Source organism: Streptomyces sp. NPDC008086 (assembly GCF_042957325.1).
GTDB lineage: Bacteria > Actinomycetota > Actinomycetes > Streptomycetales > Streptomycetaceae > Streptomyces.
In genome coordinates this window covers 25,532-50,101 of record NZ_JBIBIA010000007.1, presented here as the reverse complement: position 1 = coordinate 50,101, position 24,570 = coordinate 25,532, and the positions used below count along the sequence as shown (strand labels likewise).

Sequence of the window (24,570 nt, the reverse complement as noted above, 5' to 3'; positions counted from 1 at the left end):
CCTAGCTTGCAAGCGTTGTCCCGACAGCATCGAATCGCCGTTGAATCATCCCCAGCCTTGCTAGCCATAGGGCTTTGACCTGCTGGTTCTAACTCGGCAGGTTGTGACAACGCAGTCTCATGAGGTTCCCGCACGCCAGGAGAGACAGTGACGACCCAGATCTCGGCATCCCCGACATCCCCGACAGCCCAGAAATCCTCCACGGCCAGAGCCGCCGCCGTACTCACCGCCTCCGGCCTCCTCTTCGCCGCCTGCGCCTCCCCCGGCGGCGGTGACTCCGGGCAGGCCGGGGCCGCGGCGTCGTTCGAGGGGCGCGGCCCCATCACGTACGTCGCCGGCAAGGACACCTCCGGCACCGTCCAGCCGACGATCGACCGTTGGAACAGGCTGCACCCGACGGAGAAGGTCACCTTCATCCAGCTGCCGACGGACCCGGACGCGCAGCGCCAGCAGATGATCCAGAACGCGGAGACGAAGTCCGACGCCTACACGGTGCTTTCGCTGGACGTCGTGTGGACGTCGGAGTTCGCCGCCCACCAGTGGATCGACCGACTGCCCGAGGAGCGGTTCCCGTTGGGCGGGATGCTCGACCCGGTGGTCGAGACGGCCAGGTACCGGGGTGGCCTGTACGCCGTCCCGGCCAGCTCCGACGGGGGGATGCTGTACTACCGGACCGACCTGCTGAAGGAGGCCGGGATCGCCCGACCGCCCACCACCTGGGCGGAGATGAGAGCCGACTGCGCGAAGGTGCGGAAGCTGCCCGAGGCCGAGGGCATGTCCTGCTACGCCGGGCAGTTCCAGAAGTACGAGGGCCTCACGGTGAACTTCACCGAGGCCGTGAACTCGGCCGGCGGCACGGTCACCGACGCGAACGGCACGCCGCACGTCGACACCCCCGAGGCCCAAAAGGGCCTGGACTTCCTCGTCGGCTCCGTCAAGGACGGCACGATCCCCAAGGAGGGCATCACCTACCTGGAGGAGGACGGCCGCCAGGCGTTCCAGGCCGGCAAGCTCGTCTTCCTGCGCAACTGGCCCTACGTGTACGCGCTGGCCGCCAGGAGCGGGATCGAGGGCAAGTACGCCGTCGCCCCGCTGCCCGGGCTGAACGGGCCCGGCGCCTCCAGCCTGGGCGGGCACAACCTGGCCCTGTCGTCCTCCGCCGAGAACAAGGCCACGGCCCTGGACTTCATCAAGTTCTTCACCAACGAGGAGAACGCGGCCACCTTCCTCAAGGACGCCTCCCTCGCCCCGCCGTACGCCTCCCTCTACGACGACAAGGCGCTGACCGGGCAGTACCCGTACCTGCCCGTCCTGAAGGAGTCCATCCTGCGCGCCGTGCCCCGCCCGCGCGTCGTGCGCTACGGCGACGTGACCTCGGCGGTCCAGCAGCAGGCGTACGCCGCCCTGACCGGTGAGAAGAGCGGCGCGCAGGCGTTGAGGGACCTTCAGACGGCCCTGCGGAAGTCCGTCGCGCGATGAGGAGCGGGAGCATGGCCAAGACCGAGACCCCGACCGGAAGCCCTGGCCCGTCTCGACAGGACGCCGTGACCGGGCCACCCGCCGGGCCGGTGAAGCCCCCGCGGCGAGGCCCGCGCAACCCCGCCCGCGCCACCGCCGGCTCGGGCCGGATGGCCGCCCTGCTGGTGTCCCCGACCCTGCTGGTGCTGTCGATCGTCGTCGTGTACCCGACGCTCATGGCGCTGAAGGAGTCGCTGTACGGCCCGAAGGGACTGGACCCGGCGACCGGGTTCATCAGCGACACCGAGCCGTTCGTCGCGCTGAAGAACTACGCCGACATCTTCGGCGAGGCCGGGGAGCGGTTCTGGAACGCCTTCTGGAACACCACCTTCTTCACCGTCGTCACGGTCGGCCTGGAGACGGTGATCGGGGTGGCCATGGCCCTGATCATGCACAAGGCGTTCCGGGGCCGAGGCCTCGTCCGGGCCGGGATCCTGATCCCGTGGGCGGTGCCGACGGCGATCTCCGGCCTGCTGTGGCGCTGGATCTTCAACAGCGACGGTGTCGCCAACGCCCTGATCGGCCATCAGGTGCTGTGGACCACCGAGGGGTTCCACGCCAAGGTCGCGGTCATCATCGCCGAGGTGTGGAAAACGGCACCGTTCATCGGGCTCCTCGTGCTGGCCGGCCTCCAGGTGATCCCGAAGGAGGTCTACGAGGCGGCGCGACTCGACGGTGCCCGCGCGGCGAGGCAGTTCTGGCACATCACGCTGCCGCTGGTGAAGCCCGCGCTGCTGGTGGCGGTGCTGTTCCGGTGCATGGACGCGCTACGGATGTTCGACCTGCCGTACATCCTCGTCGGCGCACAGAAGCACTCGGTGGAGACCCTGTCCATGCTCGCGCAGAACGAGGCGTCCAACGTCCGCTTCGGACCGGCGTCCGCGTACGCCGTGCTCCTCTTCCTCTACGTCTTCCTCATCGCCCTGGCCTTCGTACGGCTGCTCGGCGCGGATCTCGTCGGAGGAGGCGCCGTCGGCCGACGTCGGCGCCGCCGCGGGGAGGTGACGGCATGACGACGACCGTCACCGCCAGGTGGCGCTCCGGGCTGCTGTACGCCGGAGTCTTCGCCGTCGTGGCCTACTGCCTGGCCCCGTTCTACTGGATGCTGGTCTCCAGCCTGCGCCGCACCTCGGACATCTTCGACACCTCGCTCGTCCCGTCGCCGGTGTCCTTCGAGAACTACCGGGCGGTGTTCGACCCCGCGCAGGGGTTCGGTCGCGCGCTGCTGAACAGCCTGGTCGTCGCCGGGGTCACCACCGTGCTGGCGCTGCTTCTGGCCACGTTCACCGCCTACGCGATGGCCCGGCTCGACTTCCGCTTCAAGCGGCTGATCCTGACCCTCGTCATCGCGACCTCGATGTTCCCGGTGGTGTCGATCGTGGTGCCGCTGCTGAAGCTGTTCACGGACGTCGGCTGGATCAACACCTACCAGGCGATGATCGTGCCCAGCATGTCCTTCGCGCTGCCGCTCGCGGTGTGGAACCTGACCACGTTCTTCCGGCAGATGCCGGACGAGCTGGAGCACGCCGCCATGGTCGACGGCTGCACCCGGGGGCAGGCATTCCGCAGGGTCATCGTCCCGTTGGCCGCGCCGGGCATCTTCACCACGGCGATCATCACCTTCATCTGCGCCTGGAACGAGTTCCTCATCGCCCTGTCGATGACCAACAAGCCGGACATGCAGACCGCGCCGGTCGCCATCTCCAAGTTCACCGGCGCCACGACGTACGAGACGCCGTTCGGCAGCCAGATGGCCGCGGGCGTCCTCGTCACGGTCCCGCTGGTGGTCATGGTGCTGCTCTTCCAGCGCCGCATCGTCGCCGGACTCACGGCGGGCGCGGCGAAGTAGCTCCGACCTCCTTCACGACTCCCTTCGCGACCTCCTTCCCGACTTCCTTCACCCCTCCCCCGACGACCAAGGAGCTTCCGAGCCTTGTCCTCCACCACCGCGCCCTGGTGGCGCAGCGCCGTCATCTACCAGGTCTACATCCGCAGCTTCGCCGACGGGAACGGCGACGGCATCGGTGACATCGCCGGCATCCGCTCCCGGCTGCCGTATCTGAAGTCGCTCGGTGTGGACGCCATCTGGATCAACCCCTGGTACAAGTCCCCGATGGCCGACCACGGTTACGACGTGGCCGACTTCCGGGAGATCGACCCGCTGTTCGGCACGGTCGCCGAGGCCGAGCGGCTCATCGAGGAGGCGCACGCACACGGGATGCGCGTCATCTCGGACATCGTGCCCAACCACACCTCCGACCGGCACGCCTGGTTCCGGGCGGCGCTGGCGGCCGGTCCCGGCAGTCCGGAGCGCGAGCGCTACGTCTTCCGGGACGGCCGGGGCGCCGATGGCTCCGTGCCGCCCAACGACTGGGTCTCCAGCTTCGGCGGACCCGCCTGGACCCGGCTGCCCGACGGCCAGTGGTACCTGCATCTCTTCGCCCCCGAACAACCCGACCTCAACTGGGAACACCCCGAGGTCCGGGCCGAGTTCGAGTCGATCCTGCGGTTCTGGTTCAGCCGGGGCGTGGACGGCTTCCGTATCGACGTCGCCCACGGGCTGGTCAAGCACCCGGAACTCCCCGACCTGCCGCCGCGCCGCGACCCGGACACCGCGCGGCCCTGGCAGCACGTCGACCACCCGCACTGGGACCGCGACGAGGTCCACGAGATCTACCGCTCCTGGCGCAGGGTGGCCGACGAGTTCCCCGGTGACCGGTCCTTCGTCGCCGAGGCCTGGGCGGACACCCCGGAGCGGCTGGCCGCGTACGTCCGGCCGGACGGCCTGCACACCGCGTTCAACTTCGACTTCCTGATGTCGAGTTGGCACCCGAAGGACCTGCGCGAGGTCATCGACGGCTCCCTGGAGATGCTCGGCGCGGTGGGCGCCCCCGCCACCTGGGTGCTCTCCAACCACGACGTCGTACGCCATCCCAGCCGGTACGGCCGCAGGGCCACCAAGCGCTGGGTGGCCAACACGCCGTACGAACCCGAGGGCCCCCTCGACCTGGAACTGGGCACCCGGCGCGCCCGCGCCGCCGCCCTGCTGATGCTCTCCCTGCCGGGCGGCGCCTACATCTACCAGGGCGAGGAACTCGGTCTGCCCGAGGTCGAGGACCTCCCCGAGGACATGCTCCAGGACCCGGTCTGGGAACGCTCCGGGCACACCAACCGCGGCCGCGACGGCTGCCGGGTCCCGATCCCCTGGTCCGGTGCCGACACCCCGTACGGCTTCAGCCCCGACGGCGCCGGCGCCGCGCCCTGGCTGCCGCAGCCGGGCGACTGGGCGCCGCGCACCGTGGCCGCCCAGACCGGCGACGAGAGCTCGATGCTGGAGCTCTACCGCACGGCGCTGCGCCTGCGCCGCGAGCACCCCGCGCTCGGTGACGGCAGTCTGACCTGGCTGGACGTCCCGGAAGGCGTCCTCGCGTTCGGCCGCGACCCGGGCTTCGTCTGCGTGGTCAACCTCTCGGCGGAGCCGTACCCACTGCCCGAGCACACGTCGGTGCTGCTCGCGAGCGGTCCCGTCGAGGGCGGCACGCTGGCGCCGGACCAGGCGGTGTGGCTGACGGTGTGACTCGCGCGGTGTCGGGGCGGGGCCTTCGGGTCCCGCCCCGACACCGGAGGCGGCCGATCCCTCTCCCGACCGTGCCTCGGCGAGCTGGGCGGCCGTCTGGCTGGGCCGGTTGCGCCCGAACAGCACCTCGCGGCCCTCACCGGGGCCCAGGGTCATGCCGCCGCCGAGCGCGAGGACGAAGAGGGTGCCGGGGAGGGGGGCGGAGGCGCCCCGGGCGAGGCTGCCGTGGGTGGGCGGCAGGGCGTCGGAGCCGGGGGCGGTCCGTACGCGCTGGTCGAGGGGCCGTGGGGTGCGGTGGCCTGCGATCCTGTGCCCTCCGGCAACCGCTTCGCGATGTTCTTCAGCGCGGTGGCCGACAGGTCCTCGGCCAGGGCGCACGCCTTCGCGGTCGGCTGCTCGCCCCGCACGGTCAGCCGGAACAGCTCGACGGCCGGGTCGCCGACGGAGTTGGTGTACGTGCGGTGCGGTGCGTGGACCACACAGCTGCGGTCGCCGTCCTCCTCGGGTGCGACGTAGCTCGTCGTCCCGGCGATCGGCGTCGGACGGCCGTTGTCCTCCAGTCGGTTGTCGCGGGTGAACGTCAGCTGGACGAAGGCCTGGTCGCCGTCCGGGCTCGACCCGCAGTCGTCACCGTCGCGCGTCATGCTCGCGACCTCCACGTTGCCGGCCCGCCGGACGGCCACGCCGCCGTCGAACTCCCTGGCCGCACTGGAGAGGTTGACCTCGACGCCCGCGAACACCGGCACGATGTTCGGGTGGTGCAGCCGGGCGGCGTACTGCGCCTTCTTGCGGAGTCTCCTGGCGGCCTGACCGTCGTCCGGGCGCGCGCACTTGACCGCGACGATCCACTTCAGCGTCTCGTCCCAGGCCTGCCACCAGGACGTCGGGCACGCTGCTCGCCCAGTCCCCGGCCCGCACGGTCCCCACGGACAGGGCGTACGGGATCGGGTGCTCGGCCATCAGCGGATGGACGTCCCGGTTCCGCTCGGCACCGAGATCAACTCCAGCAACGCCCACCCGATCCCGGCCTCGTCGATCCCCGCCAGGACGGCAGCCTCCAGGTCAGTCAACACGCCGACGTACCTCCCCTCGCCCGAGCTGCCGCGCGGCTCCCGAACAGAGTCGCCCATACCCAGGGAGAACCTCCGGCGAAGCTCGGTCGCGACGGTTAGGCCGAACCCCCCACGGTGAACCCGATCGCCGTTCCGCCGCCCTCCCGCCGGAAGGCGAACGGCGCCCCACCGTGGGACAGCGCGACCTCCCGCACGATGGACAGCCCCAGCCCCGACCCGGGCAGCGAGCGGGCGTCCGGGGCGCGGTAGAAGCGGTCGAAGACACGGATCAGGTCGTCCTCGGCGATGCCCGGCCCCCGGTCGAGGACCTCGACGCGCACGGTTCCGGGGCGGGCCGGGCCGGCGACGTTGATCTCGATGGGGGCGATGCCGTCGCTGTCGAACTTCGCGGCGTTCTCGACGAGGTTGGTCACGGCGCGCTGGAGCATGGCGGGCCGGCCCTCGGTCGTGGTGTCGCCGCTCGCGCGGACCACGATCCGCCGTCCGGTGCGCCGTCGCGCGAGGCCCGCGACGTCCTCGGCGATGTCGGCGAGGTCCACCCGCTGGGCCGGCTCGGTGTCGGACTGTCCGGCGGCGAGGTCGACCAACTCGTTGACGAGGTCGGTGAGTTCGCGGGCCTCCTGGCCGAGGTCGGCGACCAGTTCCTCGCGGGTGGCGGGCGGCAGTTCGTCGATGCGGCGCAGGAGGGAGATGTTCGTACGCAGGGAGGTGAGCGGCGTACGGAGTTCGTGGCCCGCGTCCTGCACCAGCCGCCGCTGGTCCTCCTCCGACTGGGCGAGCCGGCCCAGCATGCGGTCGAAGGCCCGGCCGAGGCGGCCGACCTCGTCGTATCCGGTGACCGGTACCTGGATGCCGAGGCGGCGGGTGCGGGCGACGTTCTCGGCGGCGGAGGTGAGGACGACCAGGCGGCGGGTGATGCGCCGGGCCAGCCACCAGCCGAAGAGCCCGGCGAGGGTGACCACGGCCGCCATCAGCAGCAGCGTCCGCTGCTGGAGGGCCCGCAGCAGGTCCTCGGTGTCGCTGAACTCCTGGGCGACCTGCACCGCGCCCCGTCCGCCGCCGAGCGCGACGGTGGCGATGCGGTAGACGTCGCTGTCGACGCCGACGTCCTTGTGCTGGACCATCCGCCCGGCCGTCCCGTCGGCCGCGATCCGCCGGTCGTCGGAGGTGACCGGCAGCCCCGGCCGGCCCGGGTCGACGACGGCGCCGTCCGGGCCCAGCACCTGGACGTCGGTACGGGCGGGCCGTACGAGGTCGTGGCCCGGCGCGGAGGAGGAGAAGTCCTGCGGAGTCATCGGCCGCTGCCGCACCTCGCCCCGCAGATCCTGCACGACCTCGTCGAACACGGACTCCTGGTCCACCCGCACCAGCCGGGCGGCGGCGGTGTACGACAGCAGCCCGACCAGGACCGTGACCACGGCGGTCACGGTCGCGAAGGACACGGCGAAGGTGGTGCCGAGCCCCGATCTGCGGCGCCCCGTCAGCAGCCGCCCGAGCCGACGCCGGGCCGCGCCCACTCAGTCCTCCCGCAGCACGTAACCCACCCCGCGCACCGTGTGGATCAGCTGCGGGGCACCCGGCTCGTCGAGCTTGCGGCGCAGGTAGCCGACGTAGACGGCGAGGTTCTTGGAGCCGGGGCCGAAGTCGTAGCCCCAGATGCGGTCGTAGATGGTGGCGTGGTCGAGGACGATGCCGGCGTTGCGGACCAGCAGCTCCAGCAGTTCGAACTCGGTCCGCGTCAGCTCCAGCTCCCGCCCGCCCCGCCACACCCGGCGCGCCTGCGGGTCCATCCGCAGCCCGGCCGCCTCGACCAGCCGGCCGGAGGGCTCGGGGGCCGCGGCTGGCTTCGGTACGTCGACGGGGGCAGGGCCGGTCGAGTCGCTGGTGCGGCGCAGCAGGGCGCGCAGCCGGGCGAAGACCTCCTCGACGTCGAAGGGCTTCACCACGTAGTCGTCGGCGCCCGCGTCCAGGCCGGCGATGCGGTCCTGGGTCTCCACGAGCGCCGTCAGCATCAGGATCGGGGTGCGGTCGCCCTCGGCGCGCAGCACCCGGCAGACCTGGAGGCCGTCGATGCCGGGCATCATCACGTCGAGGACGAGCACGTCCGGCGGGGTGCGGTGGGCCTGTGCCAGTGCCTCGACCCCGTCGGCGACCGCGGTGACCTGGTAGCCCTCCAGGGTCAGCGCGCGCTCCAGGGCGTGGCGGATGGCGCGGTCGTCTTCGGCGAGGAGAACAGTCTGGGGCACGGGTTCAGTCTGCCAAGGCCTCCGGCGGTTCGGCCGTGTGAGGGAGCTTACGATCACCCTTCTTACTGGGATCTCACCCTCACACGGCCGCCCCTGGGGGCTCCGCCCCCAGACCCCCCTCTCGGCCTGAACGGCCTCGTCCTCAAGCGCCGGACGGGCTGGAGAGCGCCGCCAGCTGCTCCGCGAACGGCACCACCTCGGGCTCGGCCCTCTCCCTGCCGGGCCGTCCGGCCATCAACCCGGCCAGCTCCCCCGCCGCCCGCTCGATCCGCCCGTCAAGACCCGGCGCGCCCCAGTCCTCCGAGGCGGCGTACACACCCGTCGGGACGACCACGGCACGCAGATGGGCGAAGAGCGGGCGCAGGGCGTGTTCCAGGACCAGGGAGTGCCGGGTCGTGCCGCCGGTCGCGGCGATCAGCACCGGCAGGCCGGCCAGCGCGTCCTTCTCGATCACGTCGAAGAACGACTTGAACAGCCCGCTGTAAGAGGCGGAGAAGACGGGCGTGACGACGATCAGTCCGTCCGCCGAGGTGACGGAGTCGATGGCGGCGGCCAGCCTGCGCCCCGGGAACCCGTTCGTGAGGTTGTGCGCGATCTCCACCGCGAGGTCGCGCAGCTCGACGACCTCCACCTCCACCGCGGCCTCCCGGCCGACGGCGGTCGCGAGCCGGTCGCCCAGCAGCCGCGTGGAGGACGGGACGCTCAGCCCCGCGGCTGCATCGAGGCGCGCCTCCGGCACGACGACGACGAGCTTCATGCGACGACCTCCTTCTGGGCGTCGGCGAGCAGGGACTGGTGGGTCGGCGCCGCCGGCACCCCCTCGGGGCGGCGCGCCGCGAACTCCTTGCGCAGCACGGGTACGACCTCCTCGCCGAGCAGGTCGAGCTGCTCCAGCACGGTCTTCAACGGCAGCCCGGCGTGGTCCATCAGGAACAGCTGGCGCTGGTAGTCACCGGCGTACTCGCGGAAGGCCAGCGTCTTCTCGATCACCTGCTGCGGGGAGCCGACGGTCAGCGGGGTCTGCTCGGTGAACTCCTCCAGCGAGGGCCCGTGCCCGTACACCGGGGCGACGTCGAAGTACGGCCGGAACTCCCGCACGGCGTCCTGCGAGTTCTTCCGCATGAACACCTGCCCGCCCAGCCCGACGATCGCCTGCTCGGGTGTGCCGTGTCCGTAGTGGGCGTACCGGGTCCGGTACAGCTCGACCATCCGCTTGGTGTGGTCGGCCGGCCAGAAGATGTTGTTGTGGAAGAAGCCGTCGCCGTAGTACGCCGCCTGCTCGGCGATCTCCGGCGAGCGGATCGAACCGTGCCAGACGAACGGCGGTACGCCGTCCAGCGGCCGGGGCGTGGACGTGAACCCTTGCAGGGGCGTACGGAACTTCCCCTCCCAGTTCACGACGTCCTCGCGCCACAGCCGGTGCAGCAGGGCGTAGTTCTCGACGGCGAGGTTGATGCCCTGCCGGATGTCCTGCCCGAACCACGGGTAGACCGGGCCGGTGTTGCCGCGCCCCATCATGAGATCCACCCGCCCGTCGGCCAGGTGCTGGAGCATCGCGAAGTCCTCGGCGATCTTCACCGGGTCGTTCGTGGTGATCAGCGTGGTGGAGGTGGAGAGGATCAGCTTCTGCGTGCGGGCCGCGATGTAGCCCAGCATCGTCGTCGGCGAGGACGGCACGAACGGCGGGTTGTGGTGCTCGCCGGTCGCGAAGACGTCGAGGCCGACCTCCTCGGCCTTCAGCGCGATGGCGACCATGGCCTTGATGCGCTCGCGCTCGGTCGGCGTACGGCCGGTCGTCGGGTCCGGCGTGACGTCGCCGACGCTGAAGATCCCGAACTGCATGGTCGCTCACCCTCCATATTGTTGACCGTTCAACTATACCCCGTGAACGGTGAGCGCCACACGACTATTCCGTCCCCCTGCTCATCCCTTCCAGTGCGGGTCCCGCCCGGTCCGCGCCAGCAGCCGCTCGAACGCCGACGCGCCCTCCGCCACCGGCACCGGGTCCCCGAAGACGCCCATCTTCCGGGCCGTCGGCGCCAGCTCGTCGACCGCGCCCGCCAGCTGCTCCACGACGGGCGCCGCCACCTCCCCCAGCCGGTACTCCCGGCCCGTGGCCCGCGCCAGATCCCACACATGCACGGTCAGATCGAGCAGCGCCATCGAACCGACGAGCCGCGCGGGCATGCTCATGGCGCCGGTGACACCCTCCTCCGCACCGGGCACGGACCAGGCCGCCACCAGCTTGTCGATCTCGTCCGCGAGCCGCTCCCGCCAGTCCGCACCCGCGCCGACGCGATCGGGCGTCTCGGTGAAGTCGGACGCCTCCTTCGCGGCCAGCCTCTGGAACTGCACGACCACCTGGAAGACGTGGTTGACCAGGGTCTTCACGTCGTACTCGGCACACGGTGTCGGAGCGGCGAGCGCCTCCTCGGGGATGGCCCGCACCACCGGGACGGCCCTCTCCCTCGCCATGCCCAGCAGCTCACCGATGCCGTACACGACCTCGTTCTCGTTCGCCTTCGCACTCTTCGTGTCCATACCCCGACCGTAGGGACGCCGAGGCCTGCCCCTCTTGAAGAAACGCGACGTACGATCCGGCCATGGAGGCACCCCGCCAGGACACCCGCGGGATCGTCGACCCGGCCGGGCTGCTGAACCGCGTACGGTTCCGCCGGCACGAACCCGCCGAGCCGCTGCGCCGGTACGTCGAGTGGTACTGGCTGATCGACTGGGACCTGCCCGCCCCCTACGCCTCCACCGTCGTCCCGCACCCGGCCGTCAACCTCACCTTCCAGTGGGACGAGTCCGAAGGCGGGCCGTACGCCGAGGTCACCGGCGTCGCGCTCGGCCTCTACACCCGGAAGCTGACCGGGCGGGGGCGGGTCTGCGGGGTGAAGTTCCGGCCCGGCGGTTTCCGGCCGTACGCCCCCGAGGCGCCGGTCTCCCGGTGGACGGGGCGCGCCCTGTCCGCCGAGGAGGTGTTCCCGCAGGCCACGGGCGACGCCGCCCGCGCGCTCGTCACCCCCGCCGACGACCGCGCCCGCGTGGCCGCCCTCGACGCCTTCCTCCTCGCCCTGCCCCGCACCCCGGACCCGCAGGCCGACCTCGCCATCGCCCTCGTCCGACGCATCCGCACCGACCGCGCCGTCCGCCGCGTCGGCGACCTCGCCGAGGAGCGGGGCCTGTCGGTGCGGGCGCTGCAACGGCTCTTCTCGGCCTACGTCGGCGTCAGCCCCAAGTGGTGCGTCCTGCGCTACCGCATCCACGAGGCCCTGGAACACGCCGGCACCCGCACCGACATCGACTGGGCCGGCCTCGCCGCCGAGCTCGGCTACGCCGACCAGGCCCATCTTGTACGGGACTTCACGGCGACGGTGGGAGTACCGCCGACGGCGTACGCGGCGGAGGCGGCGGAGGCGGCGGAGGCGGCGGAGGCGGCGGAGGCGGCGGAGGCGGCGGAGGCGGCGGAGGCGGCGGAGGCGGCGGCCGAGGGTGCGGCGGGCCAGAGGGCCGCGGAGTAGGCGGCCCGCGGGCTAGGCGGCCCGCCCGCGGACCAGGGGTGCCGTGCAGGGCGCTCACAGCACCCCCAGGGCCTACGGCACCAGCACCAGCCGACCCCGCACCCCGCCCTCCTCCAGCCGCGCATGCGCCTTCGCGGCCTCGTCCAGCGGGAACGTCTCGGCCACCCGGGTCGTCAGCACCCCGTCGTCCACCAGCCGCACCAGCTCCGCCAGCCGTGCCCCGTCGGCGCTCACCTCGACCGCCCCGGTCCACACGCCCCGCACCGACGCGGGCTCGGCCTGCGGGATGACACCGACGTACCGGCCCCCGTCCCGCACCCACGCGAGCGCGGGCTCACCGAGGACAGCGGCGTCCAGCACCCGGTCGAAGCCCCGCTCGGCGACGACACCGCTCGTGAAGGACCCGGCCCCCAGGAACCGTACGAACTCCTCGTCCCCCTCCCGCGCCAGCCCGGTCACCTCGACGCCCCGGCGCGCGGCGAGCTGCACGGCGTACGCCCCGAGCGCCCCGGCCGCGCCCGTCACCAGCAGCGACTGGTCCGGCGTCACCTCCAGCAGATCAAGGGCCTGGGCGGCGGTCAGCGCGTTCAGCGGCAGCGTCGCCGCGTGCACGGCGTCCACCGTGGCGGGCGCCTTCGCGACGGCGTCCACCGGGACGACCACGTACTCGGCGTGCGTGCCGAGCGGCTTGACCAGGCCGTAGTCCAGGGCGACCACCTGGTCCCCGACGCTCCAGGAGCCGGCCACCCCCACCGCGTCCACGGTCCCGGCCACGTCCCAGCCGAGCCCGATCCGCTTGCCCGCGCCCCCGAAGACACCGGCCCGCACCTCCGCGTCCACGGGGTTCAGCGCGGCGGCCGCGACCTTGATCCGCACCTGACGGGCCCCGGGCTCCGGGATCCCGGCCTCCGCGACCCGCACGTTCTCCGGCCCACCGAACGAGTCCACCACAACAGCACGCACGGCCATCTCCTTGGTTGTCAGCCTCCGGGATGTTCTCCCGTTCACTGCCGACAACCCTAGGAAGAGTTACTATCCAGGAGTAAGTAGTTACCTGGGAGTGCGTACCTACCTCGGAGGTGAGCCATGGCGACCATGACGGCAGCCCAGCGCCGCGAGCAGGCCCGTGTCGAGTACGACGCGTTCCTCAAGAGCTGCCCCACCAACCAGCTCCTGGACCGCATCAGCGACAAGTGGGTCAGCCTCGTCGTCTCCGCCCTGGCCCCCGGACCCATGCGCTACAGCGACCTCGGCCGCAAGATCGCCGGCGTCAGCCCCAAGATGCTGACCCAGACCCTGCGCTCCCTGGAACGCGACGGCCTGCTCGACCGCACCGTCACCCCGTCCGTCCCGGTCCGCGTCGACTACGAGCTCACCGCCCTCGGCCAGAACCTCGCCCAGCTGCTGACCGCCGTGAAGGACTGGGCGGAGACCCACTTCGACGAGGTCCGCGAGGCCCGCGAGCGCTACGACACCGAGGGCCCCGACAGCTGACGCCGAGCGCGGGCCAGGGTGTCAGAAGTGGTACTCGTCCCCCGTGTCCAGCAGCAGCACCCGCTGGCCGCCGCTGCGCAGGGTGCCGTCCACCGGCCCGCCGCTCCACACGGTGTCGAACTCCACCAGCACCTCCGAGGCCGCGTCCCGCAGCCGTACCCGCAGAGCGACCGGCTCCCCCACCCCGCCCGCGTCCAGCGCCCCGAGCCCGCACCATACGACCCGCTCTCCGGCCCGCGCACACCCCTGCGGCAGCTCCTGCCGGTCCGCCAGCGGCTCCGACCAGCGCATCCGGACCATCGCCGTCGCGTCCGGCACAGCGCCCTGCCCGGTCCGGCGCGGCGTGAACCGTACGTCAACCCGGTCGCCGCTCAGGACGGCGGAACCGTGATAGGTCAGTTCCACCACGGGACCGACGCGCCGGCCGGGCGCTCCCGCCGCCGGAGCCACCCCGCCCACCACCGCCACCACGGCGGCCCCGCACACCGCAGCAACCCGCATCCGCCGCATATCGCCCGCTCCTCGCTCCACCACCGTGATCGTCCAGGGATGTATCCCACGCCGAGCGCGCCGCAGGCGCCGTCCAACAGGTGACGCGAACGTCCGGAGCGGAGCATGCGAAGCTGGCCGCCATGCTCGTCCTCCGCTCCGTCGCCCTGTTCGCCGTCGCCGCCCTCTTCGAGATCGGCGGCGCCTGGCTGATCTGGCAGGGCGTACGCGAACACCGCGGCTGGCTGTGGATCGGCGCCGGCGTCATGGCCCTCGGCGCCTACGGCTTCGTCGCCACGCTCCAGCCCGACGCGAACTTCGGCCGCATCCTCGCCGCGTACGGCGGTGTCTTCGTCGCCGGTTCGCTGGCCTGGGGCATGGTCGCGGACGGCTACCGCCCGGACCGCTGGGACGTCACGGGCGCACTGATCTGCCTCGCGGGCATGGCGGTGATCATGTACGCGCCGCGAGGAAACTGAAACGGGGCCGCGGAACGGTTCAGGTCGGCGGCAGCAGCCCCAACTGTCCCAGGAACTCCATCTCGTCGAAGTAGAGCCGGTAGTCGACGATGTGCCCGCTGTCGTCCACGGTGGCGAAGTCCACCCCGCGGATGCTGATGTCCTTCTGCGTCGGCGCCATCGTCTCGCCCGTCGGCAACTGGATCGGCCCCGTGTTGCGACCCCGGAAGATCCCCTCGTCGATGGCCGTGTTGCCGACCTCGTAGGAGTGCACCGACTCGTACGAACCGTCGGGAACCGCCTCCGTCATCTGCCGCCAGTACCCGACGATGTCCTCCCGCCCGTGCAGCTCGCCGCCGTCGGGGGTGACGGCGACCGCGTCCTGGGCGTAGAGCTCTGCGATGGCCTTCGGGTCCGCCGTGGTGATCGCCGCGGTGAGCCGGTCCATGACCTCTCGCGCCTGTCCCATGATGCACCTCCCGTGCCGGAGGACCACCCCTCCCATTCTCCCACCGCCACCCCGGGTCGGCCGCCCGCCTATCCTGGCCGGACAGTCGCCCGACCGGCCCGACGCCCTGGACCCGAACCGCACGAGGAGCAGCCATGCCCACCGCCGCACCGTCCGCCGCCTCCCGCATCGCCGTCGTCACCGGTGCGAGCAGCGGAATCGGCGCCGCCACGGCACGCCGACTCGCCGCGGCCGGCTACCGGGTCGTCCTCACCGCCCGCCGCAAGGACCGCATCGAGACGCTGGCGGAGGAGATCAACGCGGCCGGCCACTCGGCGGCGGCCTACCAGCTGGACGTGACGGACCGCGCCGCGGTCGACGAGTTCGCGACGGCCTTCAAGACGATCGGCGTCCTCGTCAACAACGCGGGCGGCGCCCTGGGCGCCGACCCGGTCGCGACCGGCGACCCGGCCGACTGGCGCACGATGTACGAGACGAACGTCATCGGCACCCTGAACCTCACCCAGGCCCTGCTGCCCAAGCTGGAGGCGAGCGGCGACGGCACGGTGGTCGTGGTCTCCTCCACCGCCGGCCACGGCACCTACGAGGGCGGCGCCGGCTACGTCGCCGCCAAGCACGGCGCCCACGTCCTCGCCGAGACGCTCCGTCTGGAGATCGTCGGCCGGCCGGTGCGCGTCATCGAGATCGCGCCCGGCATGGTGAAGACCGACGAGTTCGCCCTGACCCGCTTCGGCGGCGACACGGACAAGGCACAGAGGGTCTACGAGGGCGTCGCCGAGCCCCTCACGGCCGACGACGTGGCCGACACCATCACCTGGACGGTCACCCGCCCCAGCCACGTCAACATCGACCTCCTGGTCGTGCGCCCCCGCGCGCAGGCGTCCAACACGAAGGTCCACCGGGAGCCGCGGTGACGGACGACCACCGCAAGGACCCGCACAACGAACGCCAGATGTGGTGGTGGCTCGGCTACTTCCTCTTCGGCATCCACATCGTGGCGTTCGTGATGATCTACGCGGTGACGCACGCGCCGAAGTAGCGGCTGACGGCTGACGGCCCGCCAAGAGGCCGTCAGCCCTTCACGCACACCACCTGCTTCAGCTTCGCCACGACCTCCACGAGGTCCCGCTGCTGGTCGATGACCTGCTCGATCGGCTTGTAGGCGCCCGGGATCTCGTCCACGACACCGGAGTCCTTACGGCACTCCACGCCCCGCGTCTGCTCCTCCAGGTCCTTCGTCGAGAACCGCCGCTTGGCCGCGTTACGGCTCATGCGCCGACCCGCGCCGTGCGAGGCCGAGTTGAAGGACATCGGGTTCCCGAGGCCCTTCACGATGTACGAACCCGTGCCCATGGAGCCCGGGATGATGCCGTACTCGCCGGAGCCGGCCCGGATCGCGCCCTTGCGGGTCACGAGCAGGTCCATGCCCTCGTAACGCTCCTCGGCCACGTAGTTGTGGTGGGCGCTGATCTCGGCCTCGAAGGTCGGCTTCGCCTTCTTGAACTCCTTGCGGACCACGTCCTTCAGGAGCGCCATCATGATCGTGCGGTTGTACTTGGCGTACTCCTGCGCCCAGAACAGGTCGTTGCGGTACGCCGCCATCTGCGGGGTGTCCGCGATGAAGACGGCGAGGTCGCGGTCGACCAGGTTCTGGTTGTGCGGGAGCTTCTGGGCCACGCCGATGTGGTACTCGGCCAGTTCCTTGCCGATGTTGCGGGAACCGGAGTGCAGCATCAGCCAGACGGCACCGGTGGTGTCCGTGCAGACCTCCACGAAGTGGTTTCCCCCGCCGAGCGTCCCCATCTGCTTGCCGGCGCGCTCCGCACGGAACTTGACGGCCTCCGCGACCCCGTCGAACCGCCCCCAGAAGTCGTCCCACCCGGCGGTGGCGAACCCGTGCATCCGCCCCGGGTCGACCGGGTCGTCATGCATCCCCCGCCCCACCGGAATCGCCTGCTCGATCTTCGACCGCAGCCGCGACAGGTCCCCCGGCAGATCATTGGCCGTGAGCGACGTCTTCACCGCCGACATCCCGCACCCGATGTCCACCCCGACCGCGGCGGGACACACGGCACCCCGCATCGCGATGACGGACCCGACCGTCGCGCCCTTGCCGTAGTGGACGTCCGGCATGACCGCCAGGCCCTTGATCCACGGCAGGGTCGCGACGTTGCGCAGCTGCTGCAGGGCGCCTTCCTCGACCGTCGCCGGATCGGTCCACATACGGATCGGAACCTTCGCGCCCGGCATCTCCACGTACGACATATCGTCCTCTATCCCCCGGAACTCACATACAAGTCTGAAATCGCAAAACCGGCGCCAGGGTCGACGAAAAGGGACAACGGACCGGCGTCCACGGCAGTGCGTGCGATACACATTGTCTCCAGGGGTCGCCCCCGCCCGGCAAGCGAATAACCAGCGGGGACACCGAAAGACCGGCAACGTGCCGAGCACCCGGCACCGTCGAGAGGAGCCTGACCGTGCAGCGGAAGGCGTATGTATCCGGCGTCGCCGCGCTCCTCGTGGCGCTGCTGGCCGGCTGCACCGGCAGTTCCGACGACGGCGGCACGACCGACGACTCGAACCCGGGCGACGCCGGTACGGCGACGGCGGCGGCCGAGCCCGGCCGGTACGCCACGCTGCCCGAGCCGTGCGGCGCGGTCGGCCAGGAGATGCTCGACCTGCTGCTGCCCGGCATCGAGCAGGTGACGGACGAGGAGCAGCGGGAGAAGGCGTACGAGGGCACGCCGACGATCACCTACGACACCGACCGCAGGGCCGGCTGCCGTTGGAAGGCCGAGTCGACCGAGGCCACGGACCGGCTGTTCGTCGACTTCTCGCGGGTGGTGTCGTACGACACGGCGGTCAGCGACGACAGCGAGGCGGAGCAGCTGTTCGCGACCCGGCAGGAGAAGGCCGACCTCCCGGAGCCGACGAGCTCCGAGAGCGACGACGAGGACACTCCGTCCGCCGACCCGAGCGGCTCGCCCGCCTCCTCGGCCTCGCCCTCGACATCCGCGTCCCCTTCCTCCCTTTCCTCCTCTTCGTCACCTTCGTCGTCCTCTGCCGAGTCCTCCTCTCCGTCCGACGGTGTGACCCCGGCCGACCTCCAGCCCCGCGTCCTGGACGACCTCGGTGACGAGGCGTTCCTCGACGACGAGCTGAGCAGCTCCGGTTCGACGGCTCAGCAGCGCACGGTGACTGTGGCGTTCCGCACGTCCAACGTGATCGTGACGATCGAGTACGAGGAGCAGCCGGGGACCGTCGGCGTGGTCCCGGACAGTGAGGAAATGCAGGACAGGGCGCGGAAACTGGCGGCGCAACTGGCCGACGTGCTGGCGGAGTAGCGCCCCTCGGTCACCCCCGTACGCCCGAGTGCGACGTAACCGAAACGAGACCACACACCTTCTTCACCGCGTACCGTGGCCCCTCGGACCCGATCCGAACGCAGGAACCACGAGTGTCAGTCATGAGTGAAGGAACCATGCAGCGAGCAGCAGAGCGTAGGCAGCGTGACGGGCGTGACCAGGGCGAGCAGCGGCTGAGGGGCGGTCTGCACCGTGTCCTTGTCGGTGCGGCCGTCGTCCCGGTGATGCTGATCGCCGCGGGCTGTTCCTCGGACTCCGGTTCGGACGACGGTGCGGGCGACGGCGCGAAGTCCTCGTCCGCGTCCGCGGAGGCGTCCGCGAGCCCCTCGCCGACGGTGCAGGCGGCCGTGTACAAGTCGCTTCCCCAGCCGTGCAAGGTGCTGTCGAAGAAGACGCTCGAGGACCTGGTCCCGGAGGCGAAGTCCGGCAAGGCGGGCACCTCGGACGAGGCGGGCACGCGCGGCTCGTGCTCCTGGAGCAGCCTGGACAACAACGGTGTGAAGGGCTCGCAGTTCCGCTGGCTCAACACCTCCCTGCTGCGCTTCGACTCGGACGTGTCGCGCGGCTCGGGCGAGAAGCAGGCGCGGGAGTACTTCGAGACGCAGGTCCAGGACGCCCGTTCGGTGGACGGCGCGAAGAACACGAAGTCGGAGCCGGTCGCCGGGGTGGGCGACGAGGCGACGGCGGTGCGCTACGACCTGAAGAAGAAGGAGGGTTCCTTCAAGCAGGTCACGGTCGTGGCCCGGGTCGAGAACGTCGTGGTCACGGTCGACTACAACGGCGCCGGTTTCGCCGGGGACAAGACCCCGAGCTCGGACGCCCTGAACAAGCTGGCGCAGAAGGCCGCCAAGGAGACGGTGGCCTCGGTGACGAAGACGAACGGCAGCGGCACCGCGGGCACGCCGAGCAGCGCCCCGTCGAAGTCGGCGTCGAAGTCTCCCTCGAAGTCCCCGTCCGGGAGCCCCTCGAAGGAGGCGTCCGCCTCCCCTTCCAAGTCAGCGTCGAAGAAGAGCTGACCGTCACACCTGCCCCACCCCTGCGTCACAACACGCAGCTCAGCCATGCGTGTTGCACGAGCCCGGCTCCCCTCGGGGACCGGGCTCGTGCCGTACGTGAATCCGTACGACGCACAGATGTGCCACCCTGTTGCGCGCAACAACACGCACTGGGAGGGGAGTACGAGTGGCCGCGCCGCTGCAGCTGACTCGGATGCACCGCGTTCTCATCGGTGTGGTCGTGTTCGGCGCCGTGATCATCGCCGGCATCGGCTTCGCCGGTTCTTACGCGGCCGTCCGCGAGCTGGCCATCAAGAAGGGGTTCGGGAACTTCAGTTATGTGTTCCCGATCGGCATCGACGCGGGCATCTGCGTCCTGCTCGCCCTCGACCTTCTCCTGACCTGGATCCGCATCCCGTTCCCGCTGCTGCGGCAGACGGCGTGGCTGCTGACGGCGGCGACGATCGCCTTCAACGGCGCGGCGGCCTGGCCGGACCCGCTGGGCGTCGGCATGCACGCCGTGATCCCGGTCCTGTTCGTGGTGGCGGTGGAGGCGGCCCGGCACGCGATCGGCCGCATAGCGGACATCACGGCCGACAAGCACATGGAGGGCGTCCGCCTCACCCGGTGGCTGCTCTCGCCGGTGCCGACGTTCCTGCTGTGGCGCCGGATGAAGCTGTGGGAGCTGCGCTCCTACGAGCAGGTCATCAAGCTGGAGCAGGAGCGTCTTGTCTACCAGGCCCGGCTGCGCTCCCGCTTCGGCCGGGCGTGGCGGCGCAAGGCACCGGTGGAGTCGCTGATGCCGCTGCGGCTGGCCCGCTACGGGGTGCCGCTGGCGGAGACGGCCCCGGCGGGTCTGGCGGCCGCGGGCATCGAGCCGGCGCTGTTGCCTCCGGCGCCGAAGCAGGTGCTGGACGTGGCTCCGGCGCCCGTACCCCAGCAGGCGGCGCCTGTGGGCGAGCAGCGCCCGGAACTGGTCGCCACGCCCGACCAGGAGCAGCCGGAGCAGCCCGAGCAGCCGGAGTACGTGCAGGACTGGTTCAACACCCCGCGCAACGTGGAGTACCAGGGCGGCTACGACCCCGCGTACAACACTCAGGAACAGTACGACCAGTGGTACCAGGAGCAGCTCCAGGCGGAGCAGTACCAGGAGCAGTTCCAGGAGGAGCCGCCCGTCCAGGAGCCCTCCCCGGAGGACACCGGCACCTTCCCGATCCCCGTGAGCCCCAACCGCACCCGCCAGCTCGGCGAGGGCGGCGGCGCCCCGGAGCCGGGTGAGGACGAGTACTACCAGATCTTCCGTCAGTCGATAGACGGCAGCTACCCCACGCCCCGCGTGCTCGGCGACAACATCCAGGCGACGTACGGCACATCGCTCAGCCCCAGCGCCCTGAAGGCCCTCGCGGAACGCTTCCAGCAGCGCCACTCGGCGGAGCTGGAAGAGGACCACATCGCCTAGGCCCTGCGGGTCGGCGTGTACGACGATGGGGGCGCCCGGTGTTCGCCGGGCGCCCCCATCACCGTAGAACCGGCGTCACTCCCCGAGCAGGGCCCGCACCCGCTCCTGCCCCACCGCCAGCAGCAGCGTGGGCAGCCGCGGCCCCGTGTCCCGCCCGACCAGCAGGTGGTACAGCAGGGCGAAGAACGACCTCTGCGCCGTCTTGATCTCCGGCGGCAGCTCCTTGGGCGTGGCGTCCGCGGAGAACCCGGCCTGCACCTTGGGCACGCCGTACACGAGGTGGGTGAGCCCGTCCAGCGACCAGTGCGACTCCAGCCCGTCGAGGAGGAGCCGCAGCGACTGCTGGGAGGCCTCGTCGAGGGACTTCAGCAGCTCGGCGTCGGCCTCGTCGCGCACGATGGTCCGCTGGTCGGCGGGCACCTGCGTGTTGATCCACGCCTCGGCCTTGTCGTACCGGGGACGGGCCTCGTCCAGCGAGCCCAGCGGGTTCTCCGGGTCGAGCTCGGAGAGGATCCGCAGGGCCTGGTCCTGGTGGCCGGCGGTGATGTCGGCGACGGAGGCGAGCGTCCGGTACGGCAGCGGCCGCGCCGTACGCGGCAGCTCACCGCCGGCCGTGCGCACCGCGCGCGAGTGCGCGGCGACGTCGGCGGGCAGCGCGGAGCCGTCCGCGACCTTCGCGTCCAGCTTGTCCCACTCGTCGTAGAGCCGCTGGATCTCCTGGTCGAAGGCGATCTTGAAGGACTGGTTGGGCCGGCGGCGGGCGTAGAGCCAGCGCAGCAGCTGCGGCTCCATGATCTTCAGCGCGTCGGCGGGGGTGGGCACCCCGCCACGCGACGAGGACATCTTCGCCATGCCGCTGATCCCCACGAAGGCGTACATGGGCCCGATGGGCTGCTTGCCGCCGAAGATCCCGACGATCTGCCCACCGACCTGGAAGGAGGACCCCGGGGACGAGTGGTCGACGCCGCTGGGCTCGAACACGACCCCCTCGTAGGCCCACCGCATGGGCCAGTCGACCTTCCAGACCAGCTTGCCGCGGTTGAACTCGTTCAGCCGGACGGTCTCCGCGAAGCCGCACTCGTCGCAGGTGTACGACAGCTCGGTCGTGTCGTCGACGTACGAGGTGACGGTGGTCAGGTCCTTCTCGCAGTTGCCGCAGTACGGCTTGTACGGGAAGTACCCGGCGGACCCGGAGCTCCCGTCGTCCTCGGCGGCCGCGCCCGACCCCTCGGCGGCCTCCAGCTCGGCCTCGTCGACCGGCTTCTGCGACTTCTTGGCACCGGCCTTCTGCTTGGTCCGGTACTGCGCGAGAACGGCGTCGATGTCACCGCGGTGCTTCATGGCGTGCAGGATCTGCTCGCGGTAGACGCCCGAGGTGTACTGCTCGGTCTGGCTGATCCCGTCGAACTCCACACCCAGCTCGGCGAGCGCCTCGACCATCGCCGCCTTGAAGTGCTCGGCCCAGTTCGGGTACGCCGACCCCGCGGGCGCCGGCACGGACGTCAGCGGCTTGCCGATGTGCTGCGCGTGGCTCTCGTCGGAGACGCCCTCGATGCCCTTGGGCACCTTGCGGTAGCGGTCGTAGTCGTCCCAGGAGATCAGGTGCCGGACCTGGTGCCCGCGCCGCCGGATCTCGTCGGCGACCAGGTGCGGGGTCATGACCTCGCGCAGATTCCCCAGGTGAATGGGCCCGGACGGCGACAGCCCGGACGCGACGACGACCGGTTTGCCCGGGGCCCGACGCTCCGACTCCTCGATGACCTCATCCGCGAAACGGGAGACCCAGTCGGTGGTCTCGGTGCTCTGAGCCACGATCGGCACGTCCTTCTTTCTCCAGGGCAGCCAGCACGGTCAAAAGGGCTGCGCCCCAAGTCTAGGCGGCGCAGCCGCCTCCCAGGGGCGCGGGACTGTGCCCGATATGCGGCTCCGCCGCGTGGGCGCGACCAGCCACACACGGCCCGCACCCGGCAATGCACAGCACCCCCGAGTTCGTAGCCGCAAAAACCCCTTTACCCCCCATGGGATACTGACCGTGTCTATCCATTCCCACAAGGAGAACGGCACCCACTCACATGGCCTCGGTCACGTCCCTCACCGCGTTCGTCCACCAGCGCATCGCCGACGCCCTCGCTTCCGCTCTCCCGGAAGCCGCCGGAGGCGACCCGCTCCTGCGACGCAGCGACCGCGCCGACTTCCAGGCCAACGGGATCCTCGCCCTCGCCAAGAAGGCCAAGTCGAACCCGAGGGACCTGGCGACCGAGGTCGTCGGCAACATCGTCACCGGTGACGTCATCAAGGACGTCGAGGTCTCCGGCCCCGGCTTCCTCAACATCACCGTCGCCGACCGGGCGATCACCGAGAACCTCGCCGCCCGGCACGCGGACACCGACCGCCTCGGCGTACCGCTGAAGGACGACGCGGGCATCACGGTCGTCGACTACGCCCAGCCGAACGTGGCCAAGGAGATGCACGTCGGCCACCTGCGCTCCGCCGTCATCGGCGACGCCCTGCGCGGGATGCTCGACTTCACCGGCGAGAAGACGATCGGCCGGCACCACATCGGCGACTGGGGCACCCAGTTCGGCATGCTCATCCAGTACCTGTTCGAGCACCCCGGCGAGCTGGCCCCGGCCGAGGACGTCGACGGCGAGCAGGCCATGTCGAACCTGAACCGGGTGTACAAGGCCTCGCGTGCGGTCTTCGACGCGGACGAGGAGTTCAAGGAGCGGGCCCGTAAGCGGGTCGTCGCCCTGCAGTCCGGCGACAAGGAGACCCTCGAGCTGTGGCAGCAGTTCGTGGACGAGTCGAAGGTCTACTTCTACTCGGTCTTCGAGAAGCTGGACATGGAGGTCCGGGACGAGGAGATCGTCGGCGAGTCCGCGTACAACGAGGGCATGCCCGAGACGGCCCGCCTCCTGGAGGAGATGGGCGTCGCGGTCCGCTCCGAGGGCGCGCTCGTCGTCTTCTTCGACGACATCCGCGGCAAGGACGACCAGCCGGTCCCGCTGATCGTGCAGAAGGCCGACGGCGGCTTCGGCTACGCGGCCTCCGACCTGACGGCGATCCGCAACCGTGTCGTCGACCTGCACGCGACGACGCTGCTGTACGTCGTGGACGTACGTCAGTCGCTGCACTTCAAGATGGTCTTCGAGACGGCCCGCCGGGCCGGCTGGCTGGGCGACGACGTCACCGCGCACAACATGGGCTACGGCACGGTGCTGGGCGCCGACGGCAAGCCGTTCAAGACGCGTGAGGGCGAGACCGTACGGCTGGAGGACCTGCTGGACGAGGCCGTGCAGCGGGCCGCCGAGGTCGTACGGGAGAAGGCGCAGGACCTCACCGAGGACGAGATCCAGGAGCGGGCGGCACAGGTGGGCATCGGCGCGGTGAAGTACGCCGACCTGTCCACGTCCCCCAACCGGGACTACAAGTTCGACCTGAACCAGATGGTCTCGCTGAACGGCGACACGTCCGTGTACCTCCAGTACGCGTACGCCCGTATCCAGTCGATCCTGCGCAAGGCGGGCGAGAGCAGGCCGGCCGCGCACCCGGAGCTCGGACTGCACGCGGCGGAGCGGGCGCTCGGCCTGCACCTGGACGCGTTCGGCGACACGGTCTTCGAGGCCGCCGCGGAGTACGCCCCGCACAAGCTGGCCGCGTACCTGTACCAGCTGGCGTCGCTGTACACGTCGTTCTACGACAAGTGCCCGGTGCTGAAGGCGGACACGTCGGAGCAGGTGGAGAACCGTCTGTTCCTGTGCGACCTGACCGCCCGGACCCTCCACCGGGGCATGGCCCTGCTGGGCATCCGGACGCCCGAGCGGCTCTGAGCGGCAGGAAGTGGCCGCGGCCCGTCCTCTCCCCCGAGGGAGGACGGGCCGCGGCGTGTGTGCGGTCGGC

Annotated in this window: 24 protein-coding genes; 13 read left to right on the top strand and 11 right to left on the bottom strand. The window is 71.0% G+C overall.

Annotation, left to right across the window (positions count from 1 at the left end):
- Positions 1 to 147: 147 nt before the first annotated feature.
- From ACFZBP_RS24745 to ACFZBP_RS24730, 4 genes are all read left to right on the top strand, one after another.
- Complete coding sequence (locus ACFZBP_RS24745; RefSeq protein WP_391416184.1) at positions 148 to 1,479, top strand: extracellular solute-binding protein; 1,332 nt, start codon at positions 148 to 150, stop codon at positions 1,477 to 1,479.
- Between the two features lie 11 nt (positions 1,480 to 1,490).
- Positions 1,491 to 2,531 (top strand): carbohydrate ABC transporter permease, encoded by a 1,041-nt coding sequence (locus ACFZBP_RS24740; protein WP_383460593.1) that lies wholly within the window; start codon positions 1,491 to 1,493, stop codon positions 2,529 to 2,531.
- A complete protein-coding gene (locus ACFZBP_RS24735; RefSeq protein WP_391416182.1) occupies positions 2,528 to 3,367 on the top strand; it encodes an ABC transporter permease subunit in 840 nt (279 codons plus the stop codon). The genes ACFZBP_RS24740 and ACFZBP_RS24735 overlap by 4 nt, the downstream gene beginning before the upstream one ends.
- A gap of 84 nt (positions 3,368 to 3,451) precedes the next feature.
- Entirely contained in the window at positions 3,452 to 5,095 is a 1,644-nt protein-coding gene (locus ACFZBP_RS24730; protein WP_391416179.1) for an alpha-amylase family glycosyl hydrolase, read from the top strand.
- Between the two features lie 152 nt (positions 5,096 to 5,247).
- Here the strand turns inward: ACFZBP_RS24730 and ACFZBP_RS24725 are convergent, their stop codons facing one another.
- The 6 genes from ACFZBP_RS24725 to ACFZBP_RS24700 form a co-directional block, all read right to left on the bottom strand.
- Entirely contained in the window at positions 5,248 to 5,841 is a 594-nt protein-coding gene (locus tag ACFZBP_RS24725; protein ID WP_391416176.1) for a hypothetical protein, read from the bottom strand.
- Between the two features lie 422 nt (positions 5,842 to 6,263).
- Entirely contained in the window at positions 6,264 to 7,685 is a 1,422-nt protein-coding gene (locus ACFZBP_RS24720; protein ID WP_383460581.1) for an ATP-binding protein, read from the bottom strand.
- A complete protein-coding gene (locus ACFZBP_RS24715; RefSeq protein ID WP_383460579.1) occupies positions 7,686 to 8,414 on the bottom strand; it encodes a response regulator transcription factor in 729 nt (242 codons plus the stop codon).
- A 142-nt stretch (positions 8,415 to 8,556) separates the two neighbouring features.
- Complete coding sequence (locus ACFZBP_RS24710; RefSeq protein ID WP_391416173.1) at positions 8,557 to 9,171, bottom strand: CE1759 family FMN reductase; 615 nt, start codon at positions 9,169 to 9,171, stop codon at positions 8,557 to 8,559.
- A complete protein-coding gene (locus ACFZBP_RS24705; protein ID WP_391416171.1) occupies positions 9,168 to 10,256 on the bottom strand; it encodes a CE1758 family FMN-dependent luciferase-like monooxygenase in 1,089 nt (362 codons plus the stop codon). Before ACFZBP_RS24705 ends, ACFZBP_RS24710 begins: the two co-directional genes overlap by 4 nt.
- A gap of 81 nt (positions 10,257 to 10,337) precedes the next feature.
- Positions 10,338 to 10,955, bottom strand: coding sequence for a TIGR03086 family metal-binding protein (locus ACFZBP_RS24700; protein ID WP_391416169.1), 618 nt, complete (start codon positions 10,953 to 10,955; stop codon positions 10,338 to 10,340).
- A 62-nt stretch (positions 10,956 to 11,017) separates the two neighbouring features.
- Between ACFZBP_RS24700 and ACFZBP_RS24695 the strand changes: the two genes are divergently transcribed.
- Positions 11,018 to 11,938 carry a DUF6597 domain-containing transcriptional factor gene (locus ACFZBP_RS24695; RefSeq protein ID WP_391416167.1) on the top strand — a complete coding sequence of 307 codons (921 nt, stop codon included), beginning with the start codon at positions 11,018 to 11,020 and terminating at the stop codon, positions 11,936 to 11,938.
- 72 nt (positions 11,939 to 12,010) lie between these two features.
- Here the strand turns inward: ACFZBP_RS24695 and ACFZBP_RS24690 are convergent, their stop codons facing one another.
- A complete protein-coding gene (locus ACFZBP_RS24690; RefSeq protein WP_391416165.1) occupies positions 12,011 to 12,901 on the bottom strand; it encodes a zinc-binding dehydrogenase in 891 nt (296 codons plus the stop codon).
- A gap of 123 nt (positions 12,902 to 13,024) precedes the next feature.
- Here ACFZBP_RS24690 and ACFZBP_RS24685 point away from each other — a divergent pair, with 123 nt between their 5' ends.
- Positions 13,025 to 13,432 carry a winged helix-turn-helix transcriptional regulator gene (locus tag ACFZBP_RS24685; protein ID WP_391416163.1) on the top strand — a complete coding sequence of 136 codons (408 nt, stop codon included), beginning with the start codon at positions 13,025 to 13,027 and terminating at the stop codon, positions 13,430 to 13,432.
- 21 nt (positions 13,433 to 13,453) lie between these two features.
- On the opposite strand, the gene ACFZBP_RS24680 is transcribed toward ACFZBP_RS24685, so the two are convergent.
- A complete protein-coding gene (locus ACFZBP_RS24680) occupies positions 13,454 to 13,942 on the bottom strand; it encodes a hypothetical protein (RefSeq protein WP_391416161.1) in 489 nt (162 codons plus the stop codon).
- Positions 13,943 to 14,064: 122 nt separating this feature from the next.
- On the opposite strand from ACFZBP_RS24680, the gene ACFZBP_RS24675 reads away from it, so the two are divergent.
- A complete protein-coding gene (locus ACFZBP_RS24675; protein ID WP_383460558.1) occupies positions 14,065 to 14,400 on the top strand; it encodes a YnfA family protein in 336 nt (111 codons plus the stop codon).
- Between the two features lie 19 nt (positions 14,401 to 14,419).
- Here the strand turns inward: ACFZBP_RS24675 and ACFZBP_RS24670 are convergent, their stop codons facing one another.
- Positions 14,420 to 14,848 carry an SgcJ/EcaC family oxidoreductase gene (locus ACFZBP_RS24670; protein WP_391416159.1) on the bottom strand — a complete coding sequence of 143 codons (429 nt, stop codon included), beginning with the start codon at positions 14,846 to 14,848 and terminating at the stop codon, positions 14,420 to 14,422.
- A 134-nt stretch (positions 14,849 to 14,982) separates the two neighbouring features.
- On the opposite strand from ACFZBP_RS24670, the gene ACFZBP_RS24665 reads away from it, so the two are divergent.
- Both ACFZBP_RS24665 and ACFZBP_RS24660 read left to right on the top strand, forming a co-directional pair.
- Positions 14,983 to 15,762 (top strand): SDR family NAD(P)-dependent oxidoreductase, encoded by a 780-nt coding sequence (locus ACFZBP_RS24665; RefSeq protein WP_391416157.1) that lies wholly within the window; start codon positions 14,983 to 14,985, stop codon positions 15,760 to 15,762.
- The gene (locus tag ACFZBP_RS24660) at positions 15,759 to 15,887 is read left to right on the top strand and encodes a hypothetical protein (protein ID WP_391416155.1); all 129 of its coding nucleotides are present in this window, start codon (positions 15,759 to 15,761) and stop codon (positions 15,885 to 15,887) included. The genes ACFZBP_RS24665 and ACFZBP_RS24660 overlap by 4 nt, the downstream gene beginning before the upstream one ends.
- A 32-nt stretch (positions 15,888 to 15,919) precedes the next feature.
- Here ACFZBP_RS24660 and ACFZBP_RS24655 read toward each other — a convergent pair whose 3' ends face one another.
- A complete protein-coding gene (locus tag ACFZBP_RS24655; RefSeq protein ID WP_383460548.1) occupies positions 15,920 to 17,113 on the bottom strand; it encodes an RtcB family protein in 1,194 nt (397 codons plus the stop codon).
- 215 nt (positions 17,114 to 17,328) lie between these two features.
- On the opposite strand from ACFZBP_RS24655, the gene ACFZBP_RS24650 reads away from it, so the two are divergent.
- The 3 genes from ACFZBP_RS24650 (at position 17,329) to ACFZBP_RS24640 (ending at position 20,670) form a co-directional block, all read left to right on the top strand.
- Positions 17,329 to 18,195 (top strand): DUF3558 domain-containing protein, encoded by an 867-nt coding sequence (locus ACFZBP_RS24650; RefSeq protein WP_391416153.1) that lies wholly within the window; start codon positions 17,329 to 17,331, stop codon positions 18,193 to 18,195.
- A gap of 137 nt (positions 18,196 to 18,332) precedes the next feature.
- Positions 18,333 to 19,232, top strand: a complete 900-nt coding sequence (locus ACFZBP_RS24645; RefSeq protein ID WP_391416151.1) for a DUF3558 family protein — start codon at positions 18,333 to 18,335, stop codon at positions 19,230 to 19,232.
- 166 nt (positions 19,233 to 19,398) lie between these two features.
- Complete coding sequence (locus ACFZBP_RS24640) at positions 19,399 to 20,670, top strand: DUF2637 domain-containing protein (RefSeq protein ID WP_391416149.1); 1,272 nt, start codon at positions 19,399 to 19,401, stop codon at positions 20,668 to 20,670.
- Positions 20,671 to 20,745: 75 nt separating this feature from the next.
- On the opposite strand, the gene lysS is transcribed toward ACFZBP_RS24640, so the two are convergent.
- Entirely contained in the window at positions 20,746 to 22,491 is a 1,746-nt protein-coding gene (gene lysS / locus ACFZBP_RS24635; protein ID WP_383460990.1) for a lysine--tRNA ligase, read from the bottom strand.
- Positions 22,492 to 22,742: 251 nt separating this feature from the next.
- On the opposite strand from lysS, the gene argS reads away from it, so the two are divergent.
- Positions 22,743 to 24,500 carry an arginine--tRNA ligase gene (gene argS, locus ACFZBP_RS24630; RefSeq protein ID WP_391416146.1) on the top strand — a complete coding sequence of 586 codons (1,758 nt, stop codon included), beginning with the start codon at positions 22,743 to 22,745 and terminating at the stop codon, positions 24,498 to 24,500.
- The last annotated feature ends 70 nt before the right edge of the window (positions 24,501 to 24,570 follow it).

Coding starts and splice junctions, on each gene's coding strand:
- ACFZBP_RS24740 (WP_383460593.1), top strand. CDS start 1,491: ATGGCCAAGACCGAGACCCCGACCGGAAGCCCTGGCCCGTCTCGACAG.
- ACFZBP_RS24735 (WP_391416182.1), top strand. CDS start 2,528: ATGACGACGACCGTCACCGCCAGGTGGCGCTCCGGGCTGCTGTACGCC.
- ACFZBP_RS24710 (WP_391416173.1), bottom strand. CDS start 9,171: ATGAAGCTCGTCGTCGTCGTGCCGGAGGCGCGCCTCGATGCAGCCGCG.
- ACFZBP_RS24705 (WP_391416171.1), bottom strand. CDS start 10,256: ATGCAGTTCGGGATCTTCAGCGTCGGCGACGTCACGCCGGACCCGACG.
- ACFZBP_RS24700 (WP_391416169.1), bottom strand. CDS start 10,955: ATGGACACGAAGAGTGCGAAGGCGAACGAGAACGAGGTCGTGTACGGC.
- ACFZBP_RS24695 (WP_391416167.1), top strand. CDS start 11,018: ATGGAGGCACCCCGCCAGGACACCCGCGGGATCGTCGACCCGGCCGGG.
- ACFZBP_RS24685 (WP_391416163.1), top strand. CDS start 13,025: ATGGCGACCATGACGGCAGCCCAGCGCCGCGAGCAGGCCCGTGTCGAG.
- ACFZBP_RS24680 (WP_391416161.1), bottom strand. CDS start 13,942: ATGCGGCGGATGCGGGTTGCTGCGGTGTGCGGGGCCGCCGTGGTGGCG.
- ACFZBP_RS24675 (WP_383460558.1), top strand. CDS start 14,065: ATGCTCGTCCTCCGCTCCGTCGCCCTGTTCGCCGTCGCCGCCCTCTTC.
- ACFZBP_RS24670 (WP_391416159.1), bottom strand. CDS start 14,848: ATGGGACAGGCGCGAGAGGTCATGGACCGGCTCACCGCGGCGATCACC.
- ACFZBP_RS24665 (WP_391416157.1), top strand. CDS start 14,983: ATGCCCACCGCCGCACCGTCCGCCGCCTCCCGCATCGCCGTCGTCACC.
- ACFZBP_RS24655 (WP_383460548.1), bottom strand. CDS start 17,113: ATGTCGTACGTGGAGATGCCGGGCGCGAAGGTTCCGATCCGTATGTGG.
- ACFZBP_RS24645 (WP_391416151.1), top strand. CDS start 18,333: ATGCAGCGAGCAGCAGAGCGTAGGCAGCGTGACGGGCGTGACCAGGGC.
- argS (WP_391416146.1), top strand. CDS start 22,743: ATGGCCTCGGTCACGTCCCTCACCGCGTTCGTCCACCAGCGCATCGCC.